The organism is Flavobacterium aestivum (assembly GCF_026870175.2).
GTDB lineage: Bacteria > Bacteroidota > Bacteroidia > Flavobacteriales > Flavobacteriaceae > Flavobacterium > Flavobacterium aestivum.
The window spans coordinates 280367-296316 of record NZ_CP113977.2 but is presented as its reverse complement, the minus strand read 5'-3'; the positions used below and the strand labels follow the sequence as shown (position 1 = coordinate 296316).

Here is a 15950-nt window from a genome sequence, read left to right as displayed (position 1 = left end):
CTAAGGTGAACTAGGTTCTATTTAATTAAGATATTTTTAAATTTTGAAATATTTTTAAGTGCCATTCCGGTTCCTCGAACTACAGCTCTTAAAGGATCTTCTGCGATGTAAACCGGTAAATCTGTTTTTTGGGAAATTCTTTTGTCAAGACCTCTTAACATAGATCCCCCACCAGCTAAGTAAATACCAGTGTTGTAAATATCAGCAGCTAACTCAGGAGGAGTTTGAGATAATGTTTCCATTACAGCATCTTCAATTCTTTGTATAGATTTATCTAATGCTTTGGCAATTTCTCTATAAGATACTTCAACTTGTTTAGGTTTACCAGTTAGTAAGTCTCTTCCTTGAACAGACATATCTTCTGGAGGTGTCTCTAAATCTTCGATTGCAGCACCAATTTGTATTTTTATTTTCTCTGCAGTACTTTCTCCAACAAAAAGGTTGTGTTGTGTACGCATATAATAAACGATGTCATTTGTAAATACATCACCCGCAATTTTAACGGATTTGTCACAAACGATACCACCTAAAGCGATTACGGCAATTTCTGTAGTTCCTCCACCGATATCAACAATCATGTTTCCTTTTGGTTGCATAATATCGATACCAATACCGATAGCAGCTGCCATAGGCTCATGAATCAAATAAACTTCTTTACCATTAACTCTTTCACAAGATTCTTTAACCGCTCTCATCTCCACCTCGGTAATTCCAGAAGGAATACAAACAACCATTCGAAGGGCAGGTGTAAACATTCTTTTTTTCAATGCAGGTATGCTTTTAATAAACATACTGATCATTTTTTCTGAAGCATCAAAATCTGCAATTACACCATCTTTCAAAGGTCTTATTGTTTTTATGTTTTCATGTGTCTTCCCTTGCATCATATTGGCTTCTTTACCAACTGCAATAATTTTGCCTGATATTCTATCACGCGCAACTATAGATGGACTGTCAATTACGACTTTGTCATTGTGAATGATTAAAGTGTTTGCTGTACCAAGGTCTATCGCGATATCCTCAGTCATGAAATCAAAAAATCCCATATTCCTCTTAAGGGTTAAAAAGTTATAAATAAATTACGCACAAAGTTAAACAAATTAATGTTTAAAATGACGTGTTCCTGTAAATACCATTGCAAGATTGTTTTCGTTGCAATAATTAATGCTTAATTCGTCTTTGATTGATCCTCCTGGTTGAATTACAGCTGTTACTCCGGCTTCTTTTGCAAGTTGCACACAATCCGGAAAAGGGAAAAATGCATCACTCGCCATAGAAGCTCCTTCTAGGCTAAAACCAAAAGATTTTGCTTTCTCAACAGCTTGCATCAAGGCATCTACTCTTGATGTTTGTCCAGTTCCAGAAGAAATTAAAGTTCCATTTTTAGCAAAAACAATTGTGTTTGATTTAGTATTCTTACATACTTTAGATGCAAAAATCAAATCGTCAATTTCTTGCTCTGTTGGTGCTTTTGTTGTAACGGTTTTTAGGTCTGCTTTAGTATCAGTAATGTTGTTTCTTTCTTGGATCAATAATCCATTCAAACAAGTTCTTACCTGTTTTTGAGGCAATTCCACTTCGTTTTGAATCAATATAATTCTATTTTTCTTTTCTTGTAAAATAGCAATTGCTTCGGCATCATAAGATGGAGCGATAACCACTTCGCAGAATAGTTTGTTTATTTCGTTGGCAGTAGCAATGTCAATTGTTGCATTTGCAATCAATACGCCTCCAAAAGCAGAGGTAGGGTCACAAGCCAATGCAACATTGTATGCTTCGCAAATAGTTTTTCTTGTTGCTAATCCACAAGCGTTGTTATGTTTTAAAATTGCAAATGTTGGTCCGTCAGTCTTAAATTCGTGGATTAAGTTTACAGCAGCATCTACATCTAATAAGTTGTTGTATGATAATTCTTTACCGTGAACTTTGGTGAACATCGCATCAAAATCTCCAAAGAAAAATCCTTTTTGATGAGGATTTTCTCCATATCTCAATACTTGTCCGTTTTCTATACTGGTTTTATAAATTGTTTCGTCTGTGTTGAAATAATTAAAGATTGCTCCATCATAATGCGAAGAAACATGAAAAGCTTTGGTAGCCAATAATTTTCTGTCAGCAAGAGTGGTAGCTCCATTTTGGGTAGTAATCATGTCCAAAAATATGCCATATTGATCCATAGACGGAACGATTACGGTATCTTTAAAGTTTTTTGCGGCTGCACGGATCAATGAAATACCACCAATATCTATTTTTTCTATAATATCTTCTTCACTAGCTCCCGAAGCAACTGTTTTTTCAAAAGGATATAAATCAACAATTACCAAATCAAGTTGCGGAATGTTGTATTCCTGCATTTGCTGCACATCACTTTCATTGTCCTGACGGTTTAAGATTCCTCCAAAAACCTTTGGGTGTAAGGTTTTTACTCTACCACCTAAGATAGAAGGGTAAGAAGTTACATCTTCAACAGGGATTACAGGAATTCCTAAATTTTTAATGAATTCTTCAGTACCTCCAGTAGAATAAAAAATTACATTTTGCTCATGTAGTTTTCTTACAATTGGTTCAAGACCTTCTTTTGAAAAGACAGAAATTAATGCGGATTTGATTGTTTTTGTTGTATTCATCGGGTAGTTATAATTATAAAGTGCAAAAATAGTTTTTTTTGATAATATAATTCAATAAAAAGTTGTAACAATGTCTTAAAATAGCATACCAATCGTTAAAAGTAATTTTTTTAGGTTATTGCAATAATAATTTTGAAATTTACAATACACAAATTAAGAAGAGATGTTAGTTTATCTGCGATTATTAAAAGAGAGTTTTGGTTTTGCAATGAATGCATTGCGAAGTAATAAATTAAGAACATTACTTTCTTTATTGGGTGTTACGATTGGAATATTTTCTATAATAGCAGTACTCGCAGCTGTAGACTCTTTGGATAGAAAAATTTCCAAAGATTTGAGTAGTTTAGATAAAAATACAATTTATTTATTAAAATTCTCTTTTGGTCCTTCGGATATACCACAATGGAAAAGAGAACAATTTCCTAATGTTAAATACACAGAGTATGTTTATTTGAAAGGAGCAATGACTCATACCGATCAATTGGGTTATCAAATTTTTACTAAACGGGAATCTATAAAATACGGCTCTAATACAGTTAGTGATATAAATATCGTGCCAGTTTCACATGAGTTTATTGATATTCAGGGATTAGAGTTTGAAAAGGGGAGGTTTTATAATGAGTCTGAAGCTAATTCCGGATCTTCAGTTATTGTTTTGGGGAACGAAATTGCAAAATCACTATTTAATGACTCAGAGCCTATTGGAAAAAATGTTAGATTGTACGGGCAGCGCTTTACGGTTATTGGGGTTTTAAAAAAGCAAGGATCCAGCATGTTTGGTGACAGTGATGATTCATCTGTTTTTATTCCGGTTAATTTTGTTCGTAGGTTGTATGGGGATAATAATCCTAACCTAACTAATGTGATCATATTTAAACCAGAGAAAGGAGTGGATATGGAAGAATATAAAAGCGAAATATCTCAAAAACTACGAAATTTTAGAGGATTGAAGGCTGGAGAAATAGATAATTTCTTTATTAATGTGTTTGCTGGTTTTCTAAATATCATTGATGAGATCATTCAAAAAATGAATATTGTAGGTTGGATTATAAGCGGATTTTCATTGCTTGTTGGTGGTTTTGGAATTGCTAATATTATGTTTGTTTCTGTTAAAGAGCGTACAAATTTAATTGGTATACAAAAGTCATTAGGTGCCAAAAACCGTTTTATATTGTTTCAGTTTTTGTTCGAGGCCGTGATACTTTCTGTTTTGGGAGGTATAATTGGATTATTTATGGTTTGGATAATCGCTTTAATTCTGACTAAGGCTTTGGACTTTGAATTTGTTTTGGGATTTGGAAATATTCTTTTGGGAACTGGTTTAGCGGCTGTTATTGGTCTTATTTCGGGAATTCTCCCAGCAATTTCAGCATCAAAACTGGATCCAGTAGAAGCGATTAGAACTGGAATGTGATAAGCTTGTTAGTGTTTTTAATTGTAAATTTTGAAGGCTATAAATAATTCGGTATTTTTGAGTGTAAAATTGCAAGATAATAAGTTAAACAACAGATAAATGAGCTTTATTTTTAAACCAGTTGATACCGTTGAGTCTATTACTAGAGAAGATTTCAAGAAAAACTATTTGGATAAAAAAAAGCCATTAATCATAAAAGGATTAACTAAAGATTGGCCGGCCAGAGAAAAATGGTCTACCGATTATTTCAAACAAATTGCAGGAGATATTGAAGTTAAATTAGTCGATAATTCCAAAGCTGATCCAGCCAAAGTGATCAATTCCTCTATTGCTAGTATGAAATTTGGTGAGTATCTTGACTTAATAAAAAGAGAGCCAACTGACTTACGGATCTTTTTCTTTAATCTGTTTAAACATAGGCCAGATTTGGTTAATGATATAAAAGTTCCTAAAGATTTAATGGGAGGATTTATCGAAAGTATGCCAGCTATGTTTTTTGGTGGCTCAAAGGCTATTACTTTTTTACATTATGATATAGATTTACCACATCTTTTTCATACCCATTTTGGAGGAAGAAAACACATAATATTGTTTGATTATAAGTGGAAAAAAAGACTTTATTGTATTCCTAACACCACTTATGCCTTAGAAGATTATGATGTTACTAATCCTGATTTTGAGAAATTCCCAGCTTTAAAAGGAGTAGAAGGATATGAAGTTTTCTTAGAGCATGGAGATACTTTATTTATGCCAACTGGAATGTGGCATTGGATGCGTTATATAGATGGCTCTTTCTCTTTGACACTTCGTGCATGGGATAGATCAATAACCAGGAAAATGGCGAGTGTTTGGAGTTTGTTTATGCACGGTGCGGTAGATAGTGCCATAAAAGTGATTTTTAAAGAGCGTTATGCAAAATGGCGTGAGAAATTGACATTTAAAATCGCAGAAAAAGAACTTAAAAATGGGAAACCAAAATAATATTAAACAAAATCCCGATTCAATCGGGATTCTTTGTTATCAGTTTTTTTGTAAGTTTTACATACTCAGGAAATTTTATTTTTGCTTTGTCCCATTTAATATCTTTAAAATCGTAATACTCGCAATTTTTCTTGTATTTTAAAACAGTATCTTCTTCTTGGGTTGTTCTTCTAATGTAATAGGATTGAATAGTAGTTCTTTTCAAAAAATTTAAAAAAAGTTCATTTTTAATAGTATCACTTTGTGAGGCAATTATTAAAATTTGCCTTCCTTTCTCTTTTTTTAAAATGTTCTCAGAAATGAAATCATATAAATCCATTTGTGGAATTATAACAATATCTTTAGGCTTTAAATCTTGAAAAAAAGGAAGTGAATCTTTCTCTCTACGATAACTACAGAAGATTGGAATATACTCTCTCTGATAAAAATAAAAAAAACCTCTTTTATCAACAATAAGCTGACTTTCACCATAGAAAAATCCTTTTGTTGATGGAGGAAGAACTTTTCTCTCTGTATTTTTATTTAATGAATCATAATACTTTTGAAGTTTCTCATTTTCATATGAAATAACATAAGGCTCGTTTTTTGCCACAATCTCATTTTCTTTCTTTTTGCAATTGAAAAAAAGTAAACAAATCACAAAACCAATAAAAATTCTTCCCATACAATAAGATTTAAAATAAAGATATAAAAAAATCCCAAGAAGCAATTTTCTTGGGATTTTTATGTTTTAGAAGTTTTGAAACTATCTAATTTCATTATTTTGAATCAAATCGATATATAAGTTGATTTTATCTTTCAATTCTTTTCTGGCTGTAATAAAATCTAAGAAACCATGTTCAAGAAGAAATTCGGCTGTTTGAAAACCTTCTGGTAAATCTTTTCCAGTAGTATCTCTAACTACCCTTGGTCCAGCAAATCCAATTAAGGCACCTGGTTCAGAAATATTAATATCCCCAAGCATAGCATATGAGGCAGTAGTTCCTCCTGTTGTTGGGTCGGTACAAAGTGAGATATAAGGTAACTTCGCTTCGGCCAATTGAGCTAATTTTACAGATGTTTTTGCTAATTGCATTAATGAATAAGCAGCTTCCATCATTCTGGCACCACCTGATTTAGAGATCATTACAAATGGTAATTTGTTTTTGATAGCATGATCAATTCCTCTTGCAATTTTCTCACCTACAACAGCTCCCATTGATCCACCGATAAAAGCAAAATCCATACAGCAAATTACTAATTCTTTGCCTTTAGATTTTCCAACACCAGTACGAACAGCATCTTTAAGTTGAGTTTTTTCCATAACCTCTTTTAATCGGTCTGCATATTTTTTTGTATCAACAAAATGCAAAGGATCTTTAGAAGTCATGTTTTTATCTAATTCAACAAATTCATTGTTGTCAAATAAAATATCAAAATAGGCTGCACTTCCAATTCTAACATGGAAACCATCTTCGGGGCTTACAAATAAATTACGAGCCAATTCATCAGCATCAATAATTTTACCGGTAGGTGATTTGTACCAAAGGCCTTTTGGGATGTCCATTTTGTCTTCGGTAGCCGTAGTAATTCCTTTTTCTTTTCTTTTAAACCAAGCCATTTTTATTATTTTAGATCTAAGATTTTAGATTTTAGATTTCCTCGTGAAGTCTAAAATCTAAAATGTAAAATTATAGTGTATTCACGTTATTTAAGTCAGCAAAAGCTTGCTCAAGTCTCGCATTGAAGGTAGATTCACCTTCACGCAACCATTTTCTTGGGTCGTAATGTTTTTTGTTTGGTACGTCAGCTCCTTCAGGATTTCCAATTTGAGTTTTAAGGTACTCGATATTGTTAAGTACAAAGTCACGAACACCTTCTGTAAATGCAAATTGCAAGTCAGTGTCAATATTCATTTTTATAACACCATAGCTAATTCCTTCTCTGATTTCTTCTAAAGTAGAGCCTGATCCACCGTGGAAAACGAAATCAACAGGGTTTGGCCCGGTTTTGAATTTTTCTTGAACGTAGTCTTGAGAATTTTTTAAGATTTTTGGAGTTAATTTTACATTACCTGGTTTGTAAACTCCATGAACGTTACCAAAAGCAGCTGCAATTGTGAATCTTGGGCTTATTTTAGATAATTCTTCGTAAGCATAAGCTACTTCTTCTGGTTGAGTATATAATTTTGAGCTATCAACATTAGAGTTGTCAACACCGTCTTCTTCACCACCTGTAATACCAAGTTCAATTTCTAGTGTCATTCCCATTTTGCTCATTCTCTCTAAATATCCTTTGCAGATTTCGATATTTTCTTCGATTGGCTCTTCAGATAAGTCAATCATATGTGATGAAAATAATGGTTTTCCTGTAGCAGCAAAATGTGCTTCAGAAGCATCTAATAGTCCATCAATCCAAGGTAATAATTTTTTAGCACAGTGATCAGTATGCAAAATTACAGTTGCTCCGTATGCTTCTGCTAAGGTATGAATGTGTTTTGCTCCAGCAATACCACCAGCAATAGCCGATTTTTCACCAGCATTAGAAAGTCCTTTTCCAGCATTAAATTGTGCTCCACCATTTGAGAATTGAATGATAACTGGTGCATTTAGTTTTGCAGCAGTTTCAAGTACCCCATTTATAGTGTCTGAACCTGTTACATTTACAGCAGGTAAGGCAAAACCTTTTTCTTTTGCATAATTGAAAATCTCTTGTACTTGATCGCCTGTAGCAACTCCTGGTTTAATGTTGTGTGCCATTGTAATTTCTTTAAGTTTTTTAGTTTTTTAGATTATAAGCTGCAAAAATAAGAATTAATTAGCATTAGAAAGGGTAATTTATACCAAAATTAAAAACTGAGTTGGCAAAATTATACTGAGAGAACCATCTATCCCCAGATTCATTGGCTGGATTGTAAGTTTTAAACCCAATATCTACTCTAACTACAAAAAAGCCAAAATCATATCGCAAACCAAAACCTGTACCTAAAGCTATTTTGCTCAAATCTTTTATGCTCGAAAGTTTGGCGGGTTCATAAGTAGTACCGTCAAATACATTCCAGATGTTACCTGCATCTGCAAAAAGAGCTCCATTGAATTTACCTCCAATTAAGAATCGATATTCTCCACTAATTGCAATTTTTAAATTGGCTTCATTAAAGTTATTTGTTGAAGTGCTGCTTCCAGGTCCTAGACGATAGGGCTGCCATCCTCTATTATCATTAGATCCTCCAGCATAATAACTTTTGGTAAATGGAATAAAATTTGAATTTCCATAAGGGATTGCTATTCCAAAAAAGGTTCTCATTGCAAAAACTTTTCCTTTGTCGATACCCCAATATTTAACAAAGTCGAATTCGGTTTTAAAATATTCAGCATATTCTAGATTGAAAATTTCGTAATTTCCGTTTGAGTTTTTAGGCAAATTTCCAATGCTTGAAATGGCTGATAATAATGTACCGGCAGATTCTATTTTGGTTCTAAACATGTAGAAATCATTGTCTTGTAAATCTTTTTTAGTCGTTTTGGTAAAAACAAGATTAGTAGCCATGATGAAATCATTGTCAGTAAGCCTGATTCTTTGTTTTTCAATACTGTTTACATTTTGATAATCGGGATCACTTGGTTGTAATGAAGTTTTGTCGGATAAAACGTCATTTGTAAAACCCATTGTCCCGCTTTCTATAATCAAATTATTATTTGTGTCAACATAAGTAGTGTTTGTATTATACTTTTTGGCAATAGTGTTAAGCGCGTCGTATGAACTACCGTATACGTTATAGTAGTTTTCTGGATTCAGGTTATTTACAAACTGAATATTAAAAAGGTCTAAACGTGTTGTATTATTTCTTTTTGGAGACCAGCTATAAGAATAAATAGCACTAAAACTTTCTTTGTCTAATCCAATATTGGTTTGTTTTGAAAATCCTACACTCATTACAGTAGAGGGGATCATACTTTTAGGAATGATCTTTTCTGTTTTAAATGGAAATAAAATTCGCGGAAAGTTAAGTTTTGCATCCAAACCATATTCTGAAACGTTAAAAAAGCTATCACCTGGATCCGCAATGTCATTAGAAGCACCAATATTTCCTCGTGCTGAAATTTCCAGTGTTTCGGCGCCATTAAATACATTTCGTACTGTTTCTGTAATACTTCCGGCTATACCAAAATCTTCAATATTAGAATGGGTTAAGTCTAAAGTATAACCAAAGCTGTATCTTTTGCGAGGCGTTAAATAAATGTTTGCAATTAAAGATTGTGCAGTTTTATCTCTTTTGTCTATTTCGTATTGAATAGTTGGGTAATTAAAAATTTTAAGATTGTTTAAATAACGTGTAGATAATACGGTTTTATAGTCTGCGAATAAACCTCCTTTGGTAATAAATACCGCATCGGTAATGGCATGCGGAGTGTATTTTATTTTGTTATACCCATACAAGTTCATATTGTTATAGGTGGCACTATCTTTAATTTTAGAATTGTGATTCGCGTTTGTATAATCTGTATAAATGTTGATGTCGCTAATTTTGTATATCTTAAATGGTTCTGTTTTAGTTGAGTCATTTTGTTGATACGAATAATTGTCTATGCTTAAATTGATGTTTGCTTTGTCTTTTTTATGAATAGTGTCAATGTCAAAAGTTACATAGTTGGGTTGGAAACGATAGGCACCATTATTTCTAAAAAGGGTGCTTATCCGATCTTTTTCGTTTTCAAAATCTTCCGTTTTATATTGGTTTCCAGATACTATTAATGATTTCTTTGTTTTGTAAAGAGAATCTAAAACAGGTGTCTGTATAGAGGTTGTTATAGTATCTAGAAAAAATGGGTTTCCAGTTACGACATCATATTTGACTCCGGCTTTTTTAGGACTTAAAGAGTCTATTTTATATGAGGCTTTAACATTAAAGTAACCATTATTAAAATAATGACTTTTAAGACGTATTAATGATTTTTTTGATTTTACTGTGTCTACAATAACGGGAGCTTCACCTGTTTCTTTCAAAAAAGTATGTATTCCGTGATACCAAAAAGATTTACGAAGTCTTCCTATTTGCTTCTCGGAAAGCCATCTTACTTCTCTGTTGTATTTTTTTTCTTTGTTTTTATATTTTAAATTAAATGTAGAATCTGGATTAGGGTTGGCTAAGTTATATACATTCAACAACATGCGATATCCTAATATAGAAGAATTTGGTTGTTGATACAGTTGATCGTATATGTTTTGATTCTTAGTTAATTTACCATTTTCGGTAATTTCATTTTTTATAAGAAGTTGTTTTCTGGCAGGAACTCTCTTTTCTGAATTACAGGCATAGAAAAGGATACTAATTAGGATAAATAATGATATTTTTGTAAAATTCTTTTTCTTCAGAAAAAGTTTTGTTCGCCCAAGATTGTTATCCCGAAAATTTTCGGTGCTCTTTTTTATTGTATAAGATAATTTTTTTTGGGGCATGCGGGATTCAATTGTTATAAAATATTTAATTCAAAAGTACATTTTTTTATGCTTAGTAAAAACCAAATAAAGCTTATATCGAGTTTACAACAAAAAAAACATCGTTTTGCAAATCAGTTGTTTTTTGCCGAGGGCGTAAAAGTAATTCAAGAATTAGTAAAATCAAATTTTGAGTTAGAACATCTTTATACAACAAAGCCAGATTTTGATTCAATATCAGCTGATAAAAAAACAATTATTTCAGAAAGTGAACTAAATAAAATTAGTGCATTAGCAACTCCTAATACTTGTTTAGCGGTATTTAAAATTCCTTCAGAAAAGAAAAAAGTCAATTCTGGTTTGATACTAGCATTGGATTCTGTTAGGGATCCAGGAAATTTGGGTACTATTTTAAGACTATGTGATTGGTTTGGAATCAAACAGTTGTTGTGTTCAAAAGAAACCGTTGATATTTTTAATCCAAAAGTAGTTCAGGCTACTATGGGGTCTATTGCTAGAGTAAATGTGAATTATATAGATTTGAACGCTTTTATATCCGAAACCAAGTTGCCTGTTTTTGGGACATTTATGGATGGCACTAATATTTATAAAACAGATTTGCCCCAAGAAGGAATAATAATAATGGGTAATGAAGCTAACGGAATTTCAAAGGATTTGGAAAAATTGATTCAAAAAAGACTAACTATTCCACGTTTTGGTGATCTTCAAGAAACAGAAAGCTTAAATGTAGCTACAGCAACCGCAATTATTTTAAGTGAATTCAGTAGACGAAATTAAGCAGTAAAATTGAAATGAAAATTTTAGTGGAAAGTAAAATTAATTAAAACCCCTCTTGATTTCATAGATTCAATATTACTTGTCCAAGGACTATTTGGATCATTATCACGAATTAACTCATCTGAAATTCCAAAAGAACCTCTAATTGATGGGGAGAAAATGAAATATTCTGAAAATATATCAATTCCAAAGCCCAGTTCATAATTCGTAGTCCAGGATTTTACTCTAAAACGTTCCTCTAGATTGTCGTCTAAAGATTTTGCATTACTGGATAAATTTAAGTTTGCAGATACACCTCCAAGTAAATAAGGACGTATGTTTCCGGTTCTAAGTGATGAAAATTTTAATAATAAAGGAAAATGAATGTAAGTACCATTTACCTCTCTGGTAGCATCGCTTTGGGAAGTGAAATTCGGGTAATGAAAGGTTTTACTGGAATAATATAAACCTGGTTCAAAACGTAAATTCAGATACTCCTGTAGCCTAACATCAGCAACTATACCAACATTAAAACCTACTGGGGCATCTACTTTAATATCTGGTCCAACTGTTTTATAATCAATTTTGAAATCATAAGAGTTGAAGCCCAAATAGAAGCCAAAATAAATTTTGCGTTTTTGCCAATTTTCCAAATTTATTATAGGATCCTTGCTAAATATTCCTTTCGAATTTTGAGCGTTTCCATTTAAAGCAAAAACTATCAAAACAAGTGCAATTAATTTTTTCATATTTACGCTGAATGTTTTTCAGTATTATTTTTTTGAAGCTGAGTAAATGGTTGCAACGCCAAATGTTTGAGGCATGGCAACAACATCTATAAACCCAGTTTTTCGTAAAATATTGTTTAATGCTTCTCCATAAGGAAACGAAGCAGCAGATTCTGATAGGTAACCATAAGCAACATCGTCTTTAGAAAATAATTTTCCTATGATTGGTAATATATTGTTACTGTAGAATTTGTAGCCTTGTTTATAAGGCGTTTTGTCTGGAACTGAGGTTTCTAAAATAACGAAAATCCCTCCGGGTTTTAAAACTCTTAAAATTTCCGAGAGTCCTTTTTCTAAATGTTCAAAGTTTCTTACACCAAAAGCTACAGTTATTGCGTCAAAAAAATGATCTTCAAAAGGCATATTTTCCGAATCTCCCAAAACCATTTCGATTGTTTCGGATAGACCTTTGTCGGCAATTTTTTTCACTCCTATTTCAAGCATTCCTGGGGAAATGTCTAATCCAATGATTTTTTTAGCATTTGTTTTAGACATTAAAATAGCTAAATCTCCAGTACCTGTGGCGATGTCTAAAATATTTTCAGGATTGGTTTTGGCAACTAACTGTAGAACCTTTTTTCTCCACTTAACATCTATACCAAACGAAATGACACGATTAAGATTGTCGTAGTTTCCAGAGATTTTATCAAACATTGCAGCAACCTGTTCTTTTTTGCTAAGTTTTGAATTTTTGTAGGGTGTGATTTCTTTCGACATTTTTTTTGTTTGTACAAATATAACATAAACTGGATAAACAATAAATGCGTTTTTAAATTTGAATGAAACTTTATTAAATCATCGGATTTTGATGCTATTTTATGATAATTGAATGATTTTGGCAGAAGAAAAAAAAATGAAATATCACTAAAAGTGGGTATTGTGGTTCCTGTTTTTATTGCGGAAGTTTGTACTTTAAATTTTAAATATTTAATGAATGATTAAGAGGGAAGTAATGACCCAAATCAAATGGATGCTTCTTGCGCTATTTATCTCATTTGTTCTTGTAATTTTTTTTGAAGGTACTGTCAGTAATGGTGGTATTGTTTTAAAAGCGCAAAACACGTTCTTAGGATTAAATTTGTTTTTGGAAATTTTAATTTTCTTTGCCTTTAGTACCTTTGTGGTATTTGGTACTAAAGGTTTTTTTGAGTTGTACTCTCAAAAAACTTCAAATAGCATTGTCTTCATCTCTGGAGTTATAATGATATTTGTAATTTGTATATTATGTTATCAAATTTTATTACAAGAGTAGGTCATTCCTCTAATCATTTAAATTGAAACATCCCTTTTTGGGATGTTTTTTTTATTTCTTTACGTAAGTTTGATAGGTGTAACTATAAAGATGTTTGTCGTCAATAGGATTAAATTCTGTAAAAATTTCTTTCCAATGATCGGGGTTGATTTCTGGAAAAAAAGCATCGGCTTCAAAACTATGATGTACCCTTGTGATTTCTAACTGATCTGCGTAAGGAAGTCCCAGAGTGTATATTTCTCCGCCTCCAATAATAAATGATGTTTCATCTTTTGGGCAAATAGCAATTGCTTTTTCTATGCTGTCAACTACAATGCAGCCTTCTGGATGATAGTCTTTTTGTCTTGTGATTACGATATGAGTTCTATTAGGAAGAGGTTTGGGGAAGCTTTCAAATGTTTTTCTCCCCATTATAATATGATGTCCCGTGGTTAATGATTTAAATCTTTTAAAATCATTTGGCAGATGCCAAACCAGTTCGTTGTTTTTTCCAAGGGCATTATTTTCTGCTACTGCAGCAATCATTATTAACATACTTAGGGAATTTTATTTCGAATTATTTTCTTCAATTTTAGATTGTAACTGGGCTATTTTTTTTTGTTGCAAAGCGACAAGCCTGTCAATTTGATCTCTTTCCCAATACTTGTTCATAAAACGATCAGTAATGAACACCTTTATAAAATGTAATATAAAAAGGAATAACCATACGACAATGATCCATGTAGACCAATTTGAATCTATACCAATATCAAAAAAACGATGAGTAGTAAATAAAAAAATGCTGATCAAAGCAAATAAAACAAAATGGTAATACAGCCTTTTTTTTTGTCTTAAGCGTCTTCGTGCATATTCGTATTGCTCGTGTAATTCTTTATCCATGGCATAAAATTTAGTTTATAAAGATAAAATATATTTTTAAATGACACTGTTCTGATTATTGATTATTTAATTAGAGGCCTTTTTTTATAGCTTTAAGTTATAATCGCACCTGACTTTTCTTTCAATAAAAAAGCCCCCAAATAGTATGTAACTTTTGGGGGCAGTTATAAGTTTTTTTTATTTTAAACGGCAACATTTCCTTTAATTGGGGCATGCGGTTCATATCCTACTAAGGTAAAATCATCGTAATCAAAATCGAAGATATTTTTTATGGCTGGATTTAAAATCATTTTTGGCAATGGTTTTGGCACACGTGTAAGCTGTAATTCGAGTTGCTCAAAATGATTGTTGTATATATGTGCATCTCCAAAAGTATGAATAAATTCTCCAACCTCAAGGTCGCAAACTTGTGCAATCATCATCGTTAATAATGCATAAGAGGCAATGTTAAAAGGTACTCCCAAGAATACATCGGCACTGCGTTGATACAATTGGCAAGAAAGCTTTCCTTTGGTTTCTCCTTTAGTCTCGTCAGGGCTTGTTACGTAAAACTGGAAGAAAGCATGACAAGGAGGTAAGGCAGCTTTGTTATTGGCTACATTTTCCTCAAAAGATTTAGTTGTGTCTGGAAGAACTGATGGGTTCCATGCCGACACGAGCATTCTTCTACTGTTTGGATTTGTTTTTAGCTCGGTAATGAGTTCAGAAATTTGGTCTATTTCTTCACTGTTCCAGTTACGCCATTGGTGGCCATAAACAGGACCTAGATCGCCATTACTGTTGGCCCAGGCATCCCAAATTTTAACTCCTTTTTCTTGTAGATATTTAATGTTTGTATCTCCTTTGAGGAACCAAAGCAATTCGTAAATTATAGATTTAAGATGTAATTTTTTAGTGGTTACCATAGGGAAACCTTCGCTTAGGTCAAATCGCATTTGATATCCAAATACACTTTTTGTTCCTGTTCCGGTACGATCTCCTTTTTGACAACCGTTTTGCATAACGTGTTGTACTAAATCTAGGTATTGTTTCATTTTTTTAACGCTTTAAGCTATACGCTTTAGGCCATAAGCTAATTGCTTACGGCAATATTATGCTTCTCTTTTAGAAATTTCATCTCGAATCTTAGCAGCTTTTTCATAATCTTCATGCTCAACAGCTTGCTGTAGTAATTCATTTAATTCCTGTAAACTATGTTTAGTATAAGTGTTGCCTGATTCGTTGCTTTCTGAAGGATGACCAAAAGTTTCAGGATTAGATAGAATGTCATCTATCTCTTGAGAAGCTGCGTCGTTTTCATGAGGATTTGATTTTAAATAAATCCCTGCTTTGTCTAAAATATTTTTATAAGTAAACATAGGCGCATTAAATCGAATAGCTAATGCAATGGCATCTGAAGTTCTGGCGTCAATGATTTCTTCGATTTTGTCTCTTTCGCATATAATGCTAGAATAAAAAACGCCATCAACTAGTTTGTGTATAATAACTTGCTTAACAACAATGTCAAATCGCTCGGCAAAATTTTTGAATAAATCATGGGTTAATGGGCGCGGAGGTTTAATTTCTTTTTCTAAAGCAATAGCAATAGATTGGGCTTCAAAAGCTCCAATAACTATAGGTAATTTTCTTTCGCCATCAACTTCGTTCAAAATCAATGCATAGGCACCGTTTTGGGTTTGACTGTATGAAATTCCTTTAATGGATAATTTTACTAGGCTCATGTTCGTATAATAAAAAGTACTAAGTACCTTATTAATAGTGTCGTTTTTTATTTAAAAATAGAGTGCAATTTTAATCAAAATTTATCGAACAAA

16 protein-coding genes are annotated in these 15950 nt (G+C 32.4%); 4 read left to right on the top strand and 12 right to left on the bottom strand.

Translation table 11 applies throughout. The annotated features are described in order from the left end of the window. Nucleotides 1-17: 17 nt before the first annotated feature. A complete protein-coding gene (locus OZP08_RS01400) occupies nucleotides 18-1046 on the bottom strand; it encodes a rod shape-determining protein (protein ID WP_268847984.1) in 1029 nt (342 codons plus the stop codon). A gap of 54 nt (nucleotides 1047-1100) precedes the next feature. Next, the gene (gene purH, locus OZP08_RS01395) at nucleotides 1101-2627 is read right to left on the bottom strand and encodes a bifunctional phosphoribosylaminoimidazolecarboxamide formyltransferase/IMP cyclohydrolase (RefSeq protein ID WP_281322811.1); all 1527 of its coding nucleotides are present in this window, start codon (nucleotides 2625-2627) and stop codon (nucleotides 1101-1103) included. Between the two features lie 163 nt (nucleotides 2628-2790). Between purH and OZP08_RS01390 the strand changes: the two genes are divergently transcribed. Both OZP08_RS01390 and OZP08_RS01385 read left to right on the top strand, forming a co-directional pair. Beyond that, on the top strand, nucleotides 2791-4041 hold the full coding sequence (locus OZP08_RS01390) for an ABC transporter permease (RefSeq protein WP_281322810.1): 1251 nt from the start codon (nucleotides 2791-2793) through the stop codon (nucleotides 4039-4041). Nucleotides 4042-4140: 99 nt separating this feature from the next. After that, nucleotides 4141-5022: a cupin-like domain-containing protein gene (locus OZP08_RS01385; protein ID WP_281322809.1), complete on the top strand. Its 882-nt coding sequence runs from the start codon at nucleotides 4141-4143 to the stop codon at nucleotides 5020-5022. A 19-nt stretch (nucleotides 5023-5041) separates the two neighbouring features. Here the strand turns inward: OZP08_RS01385 and OZP08_RS01380 are convergent, their stop codons facing one another. From OZP08_RS01380 to tamL, 4 genes are all read right to left on the bottom strand, one after another. Then, a complete protein-coding gene (locus tag OZP08_RS01380) occupies nucleotides 5042-5686 on the bottom strand; it encodes a hypothetical protein (RefSeq protein WP_281322808.1) in 645 nt (214 codons plus the stop codon). Nucleotides 5687-5767: 81 nt separating this feature from the next. Then, nucleotides 5768-6622, bottom strand: a complete 855-nt coding sequence (gene accD, locus OZP08_RS01375) for an acetyl-CoA carboxylase, carboxyltransferase subunit beta (RefSeq protein WP_281322807.1) — start codon at nucleotides 6620-6622, stop codon at nucleotides 5768-5770. Nucleotides 6623-6692: 70 nt separating this feature from the next. Beyond that, nucleotides 6693-7760 (bottom strand): class II fructose-bisphosphate aldolase, encoded by a 1068-nt coding sequence (gene fbaA, locus OZP08_RS01370; protein ID WP_281322806.1) that lies wholly within the window; start codon nucleotides 7758-7760, stop codon nucleotides 6693-6695. 64 nt (nucleotides 7761-7824) lie between these two features. Next, entirely contained in the window at nucleotides 7825-10461 is a 2637-nt protein-coding gene (gene tamL / locus OZP08_RS01365; protein ID WP_281322805.1) for a translocation and assembly module lipoprotein TamL, read from the bottom strand. A gap of 48 nt (nucleotides 10462-10509) precedes the next feature. On the opposite strand from tamL, the gene OZP08_RS01360 reads away from it, so the two are divergent. Further along, entirely contained in the window at nucleotides 10510-11238 is a 729-nt protein-coding gene (locus OZP08_RS01360) for a TrmH family RNA methyltransferase (RefSeq protein ID WP_281322804.1), read from the top strand. A gap of 23 nt (nucleotides 11239-11261) precedes the next feature. Here the strand turns inward: OZP08_RS01360 and porT are convergent, their stop codons facing one another. Together porT and ubiE are read right to left on the bottom strand one after the other, a co-directional pair. After that, a complete protein-coding gene (porT, locus tag OZP08_RS01355; protein ID WP_268847979.1) occupies nucleotides 11262-11966 on the bottom strand; it encodes a type IX secretion/gliding motility protein PorT/SprT in 705 nt (234 codons plus the stop codon). A gap of 24 nt (nucleotides 11967-11990) precedes the next feature. Next, the gene (ubiE, locus tag OZP08_RS01350; protein WP_268847978.1) at nucleotides 11991-12722 is read right to left on the bottom strand and encodes a bifunctional demethylmenaquinone methyltransferase/2-methoxy-6-polyprenyl-1,4-benzoquinol methylase UbiE; all 732 of its coding nucleotides are present in this window, start codon (nucleotides 12720-12722) and stop codon (nucleotides 11991-11993) included. A 235-nt stretch (nucleotides 12723-12957) separates the two neighbouring features. On the opposite strand from ubiE, the gene OZP08_RS01345 reads away from it, so the two are divergent. Next, nucleotides 12958-13257: a hypothetical protein gene (locus tag OZP08_RS01345; protein ID WP_268847977.1), complete on the top strand. Its 300-nt coding sequence runs from the start codon at nucleotides 12958-12960 to the stop codon at nucleotides 13255-13257. A gap of 51 nt (nucleotides 13258-13308) precedes the next feature. Here the strand turns inward: OZP08_RS01345 and OZP08_RS01340 are convergent, their stop codons facing one another. The 4 genes from OZP08_RS01340 to OZP08_RS01325 all read right to left on the bottom strand — a co-directional run bounded on the left by OZP08_RS01340 (nucleotide 13309) and on the right by OZP08_RS01325 (nucleotide 15857). After that, nucleotides 13309-13791 (bottom strand): dihydrofolate reductase, encoded by a 483-nt coding sequence (locus tag OZP08_RS01340; protein ID WP_281322803.1) that lies wholly within the window; start codon nucleotides 13789-13791, stop codon nucleotides 13309-13311. Between the two features lie 12 nt (nucleotides 13792-13803). Continuing rightward, nucleotides 13804-14136, bottom strand: a complete 333-nt coding sequence (locus OZP08_RS01335; protein WP_281322802.1) for a 2TM domain-containing protein — start codon at nucleotides 14134-14136, stop codon at nucleotides 13804-13806. A 182-nt stretch (nucleotides 14137-14318) separates the two neighbouring features. Next, entirely contained in the window at nucleotides 14319-15170 is an 852-nt protein-coding gene (locus OZP08_RS01330) for a thymidylate synthase (protein ID WP_268847975.1), read from the bottom strand. A 57-nt stretch (nucleotides 15171-15227) separates the two neighbouring features. Beyond that, nucleotides 15228-15857, bottom strand: a complete 630-nt coding sequence (locus OZP08_RS01325; protein ID WP_281322801.1) for a bifunctional nuclease domain-containing protein — start codon at nucleotides 15855-15857, stop codon at nucleotides 15228-15230. Between the last annotated feature and the right edge of the window lie 93 nt (nucleotides 15858-15950).